Source organism: Streptomyces sp. NPDC003635, from assembly GCF_053587635.1.
The window spans coordinates 1-6,729 of the sequence record NZ_JBSFOK010000103.1; the positions used below are offsets into that span (position 1 = coordinate 1).

7 protein-coding genes and 1 pseudogene are annotated in these 6,729 nt (G+C 71.7%); 6 read left to right on the top strand and 2 right to left on the bottom strand.

What is annotated here, in order from left to right; translation table 11 throughout:
- The first annotated feature begins 142 nt into the window (after positions 1-142).
- From ACWDRW_RS39965 to ACWDRW_RS39975, 3 genes are all read left to right on the top strand, one after another.
- A complete protein-coding gene (locus ACWDRW_RS39965) occupies positions 143-373 on the top strand; it encodes a hypothetical protein (protein ID WP_451733412.1) in 231 nt (76 codons plus the stop codon).
- An 80-nt stretch (positions 374-453) separates the two neighbouring features.
- Complete coding sequence (locus ACWDRW_RS39970; RefSeq protein ID WP_451733414.1) at positions 454-1,077, top strand: FxLYD domain-containing protein; 624 nt, start codon at positions 454-456, stop codon at positions 1,075-1,077.
- A gap of 222 nt (positions 1,078-1,299) precedes the next feature.
- Complete coding sequence (locus tag ACWDRW_RS39975) at positions 1,300-2,547, top strand: alpha/beta hydrolase (protein ID WP_451733417.1); 1,248 nt, start codon at positions 1,300-1,302, stop codon at positions 2,545-2,547.
- Here ACWDRW_RS39975 and ACWDRW_RS39980 read toward each other — a convergent pair.
- Positions 2,531-3,529, bottom strand: a complete 999-nt coding sequence (locus ACWDRW_RS39980) for a zinc-dependent alcohol dehydrogenase family protein (RefSeq protein ID WP_451733420.1) — start codon at positions 3,527-3,529, stop codon at positions 2,531-2,533. The two genes, ACWDRW_RS39975 and ACWDRW_RS39980, sit on opposite strands and share 17 nt — an antisense overlap.
- A 120-nt stretch (positions 3,530-3,649) precedes the next feature.
- Between ACWDRW_RS39980 and ACWDRW_RS39985 the strand changes: the two genes are divergently transcribed.
- The 3 genes from ACWDRW_RS39985 (at position 3,650) to ACWDRW_RS39995 (ending at position 5,968) form a co-directional block, all read left to right on the top strand.
- On the top strand, positions 3,650-3,985 hold the full coding sequence (locus ACWDRW_RS39985) for an ArsR/SmtB family transcription factor (RefSeq protein WP_451733423.1): 336 nt from the start codon (positions 3,650-3,652) through the stop codon (positions 3,983-3,985).
- Positions 3,986-4,080: 95 nt separating this feature from the next.
- Entirely contained in the window at positions 4,081-4,575 is a 495-nt protein-coding gene (locus tag ACWDRW_RS39990; RefSeq protein ID WP_451733426.1) for a lamin tail domain-containing protein, read from the top strand.
- Positions 4,576-4,783: 208 nt separating this feature from the next.
- The gene (locus tag ACWDRW_RS39995) at positions 4,784-5,968 is read left to right on the top strand and encodes a hypothetical protein (protein ID WP_451733429.1); all 1,185 of its coding nucleotides are present in this window, start codon (positions 4,784-4,786) and stop codon (positions 5,966-5,968) included.
- 301 nt (positions 5,969-6,269) lie between these two features.
- On the opposite strand, the pseudogene ACWDRW_RS40000 reads toward ACWDRW_RS39995, so the two are convergent.
- Positions 6,270-6,729 (bottom strand): annotated as a pseudogene (locus ACWDRW_RS40000) (hypothetical protein); the annotation flags it as partial.

The following is a 6,729-nucleotide window of genomic DNA, read 5'->3' on the forward strand; positions in this document are numbered from 1 at the left end:
CGGGGAACTCCACGCGGGACGAGCATCTGCGGTCGGCGGACTTCCTGGACGTGGCGCGCCCCGGGGCCCCTCGGCATCCGGGTGAGAGGGTCGGGCATGGGAACCGGACGTGCGATGCAAGGCCGGGTTGCCGGAGTTGCTCGTGAGCATCTGCCGGACGGAGCAGTGGCACTCCTCCGCTGCCGCGGCCGGCGGCCCCCGGCGCACCGCCTTCCTGGAGCAGCCCGGCTGGGAGTCCGCCGCCCGGTCGGCCGTGCGCGCGGGCAGGCCCGTCGTCGTCGCTCTCGCGGAGTCGGTGCGGGCCGAGGACGCGCGGGCGGCACGGGAGCTGGTGCGGGTGCTGGACGGGCTGCGGCCCTTCCCGGAGGTGTGAGCCGTCGAGTGGCTGCCCGACTACGCGTCGTGCACGATGTGGCAGGGGGGCGCCAGAGCCCGACGGAAGGATCACCGGCGATGCGCACAGGCCCCCCGCGACCGACTCGGCCGCCCCGGAAGCACTCGGCGGCCACGGCGGTGGCCGGACTGCTCGTGGCGGCGCTCGGCGCGGTCGCACTCGTGTCCTGCTCGGACGACGACAACGGCGCCACGGCCACGGAGACTCCGACCTCGCCCAAGACCGTGTCCTTCTCCGGCAGCGTGCCCTCGGCCCTGGACTCGCTCGCCGAGTCGGTGAAGGCGTCCCTGTCCGCCGCGGCGTCCTCCGCCGAGGCGCGCGCCTCCGAGTTCGAGGCCTCCGTCTCCGCCGAGGTGGCGCGCGCCAACGCCGCCGCCCAGGAGGAGCTGAAGGACGTCGACGGCCAGGGCAACGCCACGGCCGACGTCTCCCTCACGGGAAAGCCCCGCGCCGAGACCGGCGGACTGCGCGCCGTCGTCGTCAACATCACCAACAGCACCGACGAGACCGCCTCCTACGCCGTCCAGGTCGACTTCCTGGACGCCGACGGCAAGGTCGTGGACACCCGCTACGTCGGCGCCGAGGACCTGGAGCCCGGGGAGAAGGCCCAGCCCCTCGCCATCAGCCACGAACCGCCCGACTCACAGCTGACGGCGAAGGTCACCAAGGCACAGCGCTACTGAGGCGCTCCCGCGATCGACACCAGGGCGCGCGTGGCGGCGCGGACCCCGGCGCGCGGGGGCGCTGGCGCGCGCCCCCGCTGTTCGGAGGAGCACGGACCACTCGATCAGTCAGCGTCCGCGCGACCCACCGTCCCGGCTCCCCGTAGCGCCCGTCTCCTGCCGAAATGCTGTTCGTCACTGGGAACAACCGTTCCCAAAAGCGAACAGGCATTGGAGGCGACCATGTCGCATCTGACTCCCATCGACCACAAGGTCGAACACGAATCCACCATCCCGGCGAACCGCGGCGACGTGGTCGAGCTCTTCGTACGGGAATACGAGGCCGTGGGACACACCGGTCCCGGCTCCCCCCAGCCGGTCCTCATGCTCCACGGCAGGAGCGTGCCGGTGCTCCCCGGCTGCGACCTCGTGCTCCCTCCGCAGGGCGGCTCCCCGCACCCGGACACGAGCTACAGCTGGGCGCAGGCCCTGGCGGGCAAGGGCTTCAACGTGTACCTCATGGACCTCCAGGGCTCCGGGCTCTCATTCCGCCCGAAAATGGAGAACCCGTGCAACGCCAATCCCGCTCAACGCGGCCTCCTGGCGACCAATCCAGGCACGTCGAGCTGTCCACCGACCGCGGCGGAGTACGCGAAACAGCTCGGCAACTCCAAGAGCGAGTGGGACGAACTGGCCACCGTCGTCAAGTTCATCAGGGCGCGGTGCAACGACCAGAAGGTCGCCTTCGTCGGCTGGTCCGCGGCCTCGTTCGTCATGGGCCCCTACGCCCTGCAGCACCCCGAAGACGTGGCGAGCCTGTTCCTGCTCGCGCCCATGTTCCCCCCGAACGGCCGCTGGTCGACGGTCCTCGCCAAGCCCTTCGCCCCGCCTCCCGGAGCGAAGGTGCCCGACGAGGCCGAGTCCACGCCGGCCGCGGTCTTCGGCTTCCCGATGAACCTGACCAGCAAGGCGAGCGTCCAGAACGGCATCCCTGACAAGAAGCTGGCCGACCACGTGTGGAAGGCCATCATGGACTGCGACACCGAGGGCCAGAAGTGGGGTGGCACAACGGCCGGGCAGCCCGAAGGCGTCATGCGGTGGCGCAACACCTACTGGTGGGGCTGGAACAAGGACACCGCGCCGCACAACTCCATCCTCGGCGGCGCCGACATGCCGGTCTGCATCGTCTACGGCGACGAGGACCGAACGGCCAACACGCCGGAGGCCCTGGGGCCGGTGCTGCACTTCTCCGTTCCTCGGCTCTACCAGCACATCAAGGGCGACAACAAGCTGATGCTCCGCATCGAGGGCTGGGACCACAACCCGGTCTGGGAACGCAAGGCCAGCAAGGACCTCCAGCACATCACCACGAAGTGGCTCGAGGGCAAGAAGGTGTACGGCGTGGAGAAGGGAAGCTGGGTCAGGGACCCGGACGGCGTTCTGTCGGAAGTGCTGCCGGAGGTAGCGAACCCCGTCAGCGGTCGACCCTGACCACGATCTTGCCGACCTGGCGGCCCGCCTCCAGATAGCGGTGGGCCGCCACGATCTCGTCGAGCGGGAAGACCCGGTCGACTGCGGGCGTGAACGCGCCGTCGCGCAGGCCGGAGGCCACGAACGCCTCCGCCCTGCGCAAGCGCGCCGGGTCCCGGGTCGTCTCGTGCACGGTGTAGGAGCGCATGTTCAGTGCGGGCAGGCCGAGTTCGACCCCGGGGTACGGGGTCGGCTCGCCGCCGAGTGCGCCGTACACGAAGAGCGTGCCGCCCGGGGCGACCACCCTGGCGAGGTCCATGACTCCGGGTCCGGCCACGGCGTCGAGGACGAACTCGGCGCCCTGGCCGGCGGTGAACGCACGCACTCGGTCGACGACGTCCTCCTCCTCGACGACGATCACCTCGGCCGCGCCCGCCTTCAGCAGCGCCTCGCGCTTGCTCCGGGTGCGGGTCGTCGCGACGGGCACCGCGCCCGCGCGGCGGGCGACCTGGATCGCCGCCAGGCCCACGCTGCTGGAGGCGGCGGTGAGGATCACTGTGTCGCCGGGGCCCATCCCTCCGACCTCCACGAGCGCGCCGTACGCCGTGAGGTACGGCATCCACACCGCGGCGCCCTCGATCGCGCCGAGCCCGGCCGGGCGGTGGAGGACCGCGGCTGCGGGGACGATCGCGCGCTCGGCGTAGACGCCGTAGTCGTTCATCGAGAAGGCGGGCACGACGCTCACCGGTGCTCCGGTCGCGAATCCCGTCACGCCCGGGCCGGCCGCCTCCACGACACCGGCGGCCTCCGCGCCGAGTCCGGCCGGGAACCCCTCGACCGGCTGGATGTAGCGCCCGCTGCGGAACAACGCCTCGGCCCGGTTCAGACCGATGGCCTCCACCCGGACCAGCAGCTCGCCGGGTCCGGGCGCCCTCGCCGCCACGTCCTCCAGGCGCAACACCTCGGGCCCGCCCAGCTCGTGGAACCGTACGGCCTTGACCATCCCAACTCCCCCACTCCATCGGCTGGTTCATCACTGAATCCGAAAGTACGACAGCTGTCAAACTTCTATGGCCGCCGAACTTCGGGTGACCTACGATGTCCGGTGGAGGGACGAGGTGCGATGGCAGCGACACGGCGAGGCGCGCACGAGCGCGTTCCGGCACACCCGGACATCCGGACGGTCGGTCTTCAGCAGGTACTGGAGGCGCTGGTCGATCCCGTGCGGCGGCGGATCGTCGCCGAGTTGTACACCGGCGGCCGGGACCTGGCGTGCGGCACCTTCGACCTCCCGGTCAGCAAATCCACCGCCACGCACCACTTCCACGTCCTGCGCGAGGCCGGACTGATCCGCCAGTACTACGTGGGCACGTCCCGCATGAACGCGCTGCGCCGCGAGGAGTTCGACGAGGCCTTCCCGGGCCTGCTGCGGGCGCTGCTGACCCCGCGGCCCGAGTGAGCCGTCTGCCCATCCGGACCGGAACGCCACCGGACGCCCTCCCTTTGCATATGATCCTTGTTCTTCACTGAACCTTTACAAGGGGGGACTTCGCCATGCGTATACGCATGCTCTTCGCGACGGCCGCCGCCGCGGGCACCCTGGCCGCGCTCGCCGCCGCTCCGGCCCAGGCCACCGAGTACTCGTCGGCGTTGAAGATCCGCGGCGTCCAGTACGACGCTCCGGGCAGCGACTCCAACAACTGCACGACCGGCAACACCAAGGCCGAGTACCTGGAGATCAAGAACTACTCGTCCAGCAAGACGGTCAACCTCAAGGGCTACGTCGTCAAGGACGCGGCCGGGAACAAGTTCGTCTTCACGGCGAACCACTACCTGCAGCCCGGCGACCAGATCAAGCTGCGCGGCGGCCACGGCTCCGACTCGGACGCGAACAACGTCGTCTACCGCGACAACTGCAACTTCATCTGGAACAACGACAAGGACACGATCTACCTGAACAAGCCCACGGGGGCCGGCGCCGACTCGCACTCCTACACCAAGAGCGGCTCGGACTCGGACGGCAACGGGTACATCAAGTACCACGGCTGACCGGAAGTGCGCAGGGCTCGCCCCGATGCGGATGGTGGGCGGGCCCTGCGCACGGCCATTTTCATGACCGGGACCTGAGCCGGGCCACGAGTGAACCGCACCCGGCCTGAGCGGACCGCACACACCCCGTGTGCGGACCCCGGTGACACGTGGCCGCCTGCGGCGTCGATACTGGGACGAGCATCTGCCCCCGTCGCCCCCAGGACTCATGCCAAGCTCGCAGACCGTCCGCCCCATGACTCCGACCACGGTGTGGCTGGCCCGAGGCCAGTACACCGAGCCCGCCGCCGAGGAGGTGGTGCGGCGGTGCCTGAAACGGCACAAGGACGACGGCGGCCTCGACGACTTCCTCGAACCGGCCGAGGCACGGCACGAAGGCGAACGGGTCTTCGAGGCCCGCTGGCAGGTCGAGGACACGGTGACCGTACGGGCCCGGCTGACCCTCTCCGAGGGCGGGGCGTGGGTACTGGCGGCGGAGGCCGACCGCCCCTGGGATCCGCGCTGGCCGTCGCCCGCCTCGCTGTTCTGGCCGCACGAACCGGACGCCGAGTGGGATCGTGAGCCCGTCACAGGCGGGCGGCTGACCGAGTTGAACCCCCTGCCCGACGACGACAAAGCCGCACGGCGCCTGCTCAAGGACGCCGCTCGCGACGGCTGGACCATCCATGTCGTCGTCCACGAGGCGATGACCACCGACCAGCGCGGGCGAACCCCGCTCGCGGGAATGCTGCCGCCGAGCCTGCGGCACCGCGTGGTCGAGCACCGGGCGACCCCTCAGCAGTTGCGGGTGGTGAACTGGGCGCTGCGGGACGCCGGAGTGGAGATGCCGCGGGGCGGCGCCGTCGTCCTGCCCGGCTCCCCCGCCCCGTCGGAGTACGACGCGACCGGGTTCTCGGTGCGCAGCGTCTTCCTCGACGGCTCCGAACCGGCCGAGCTGATCGCCGCCGTGACCCGGTTCGCGGCGCTGGTCAGGCCGCTGCCGGAGGGCGCCGACGAGGCCGTCACCGCGCTGCGCGAACGGTGGAGTCTGCTCACCGTGGAAGAGGAACTCGCCCGTCAGCGCGCGCTGGTGGCCATGTACGCCGAGGCGCTGGAGGCGATGACGAAGTCCCGCGACCTGTACCGGGAGGCCGCCGAGCAAGCCCACGAGGCCCTCGCCGCCTACCGCGAGTCCGCCGGCGCCCCGCCCGAGAAGCAGCCCCAGCCGGACTCCCCGCTCCAGCAGCTGACCCGAACCTTCGGACGGCTCAAGGAGACGGCACTGGCGCTCCGACCGCAGCCGGGGCCGGCGCCGGAGGAGACGGGAAGCCGGAAGGGAGCGGCCGATGAGCCGCCGGAGGACGTACCGGCGTCGACCGGGGGGCCGTCGAGGGGGCACAGCGACGCCGGTTGAACGGCCCGGCGTGAAGCGGTGCCGGAGGCCGGACGATTCCCTGGCTGAACTTCGGGCGGCTCCGAGCAGCGCCGTGACGGCGGCACCGAGGGCGTAGCCCTGTGGGGTCGCCGCAGCCACAGAGCGGCTGCTCCTGCCTTCTTGAGGTGGGTGGCCCGGCGGGCGTCGGCTCAGGCGCCGTCGAGGTCCCGTACCGATGTCGTACGAGGAGCCGTCGAAGCCTGCGGCCGACGCCGCGTGAGATGTGCCCGAAGGCCGTCCCCGACGCCGGCCGGGAAGCCGTACCGGCGTCGGGGGCCGGTCACTCCGCCGCGCTCGACATCGTGGCCGGTTCGCGCGCCGGCGCCGTTGCCTTCCTGTCCCGCGGCGGCACCGCCAGATGCACCAGCAGGGCGGTCAGCGCTGCCAGGGCGGCGCAGACGGCGGCCGGTCCGGCAGCCCAGGCGGGGGCCAGGGCGAGGTCCAGGGCTCGGTCGAGGCCCGCCGATGGCATCCGGCCCGCCAGGAGCTGAGCCGCGGCCAGCACCCCCGGCACCACGACCGCGCCCGCCAGGACGGGCACGTTGATCCGCAGCGTCAGCAACAGGGCCACGCCCAGACAGGCCACCGACATGCCGAGCGCGAGCCCGTAGACGCGCAGCGAGGATCCGTCCCAGTGCAGCGGGAAGTAGGCCACCGCGCACACCACGAGGGCCGCGACGGTGACCCGGGCCGGCCATGCGGGAGGCCGCGGCGAGGACGGCGCGGGCCGCGGCGCCGGG

Excerpts from the sequence above, each read along its gene's own strand:
- ACWDRW_RS39970 (WP_451733414.1), top strand. The coding sequence starts at position 454 with ATGCGCACAGGCCCCCCGCGACCGACTCGGCCGCCCCGGAAGCACTCG.
- ACWDRW_RS39975 (WP_451733417.1), top strand. The coding sequence starts at position 1,300 with ATGTCGCATCTGACTCCCATCGACCACAAGGTCGAACACGAATCCACC.
- ACWDRW_RS39990 (WP_451733426.1), top strand. The coding sequence starts at position 4,081 with ATGCGTATACGCATGCTCTTCGCGACGGCCGCCGCCGCGGGCACCCTG.
- ACWDRW_RS39995 (WP_451733429.1), top strand. The coding sequence starts at position 4,784 with ATGCCAAGCTCGCAGACCGTCCGCCCCATGACTCCGACCACGGTGTGG.
- ACWDRW_RS39985 (WP_451733423.1), top strand. The coding sequence starts at position 3,650 with ATGGCAGCGACACGGCGAGGCGCGCACGAGCGCGTTCCGGCACACCCG.
- ACWDRW_RS39980 (WP_451733420.1), bottom strand. The coding sequence starts at position 3,529 with ATGGTCAAGGCCGTACGGTTCCACGAGCTGGGCGGGCCCGAGGTGTTG.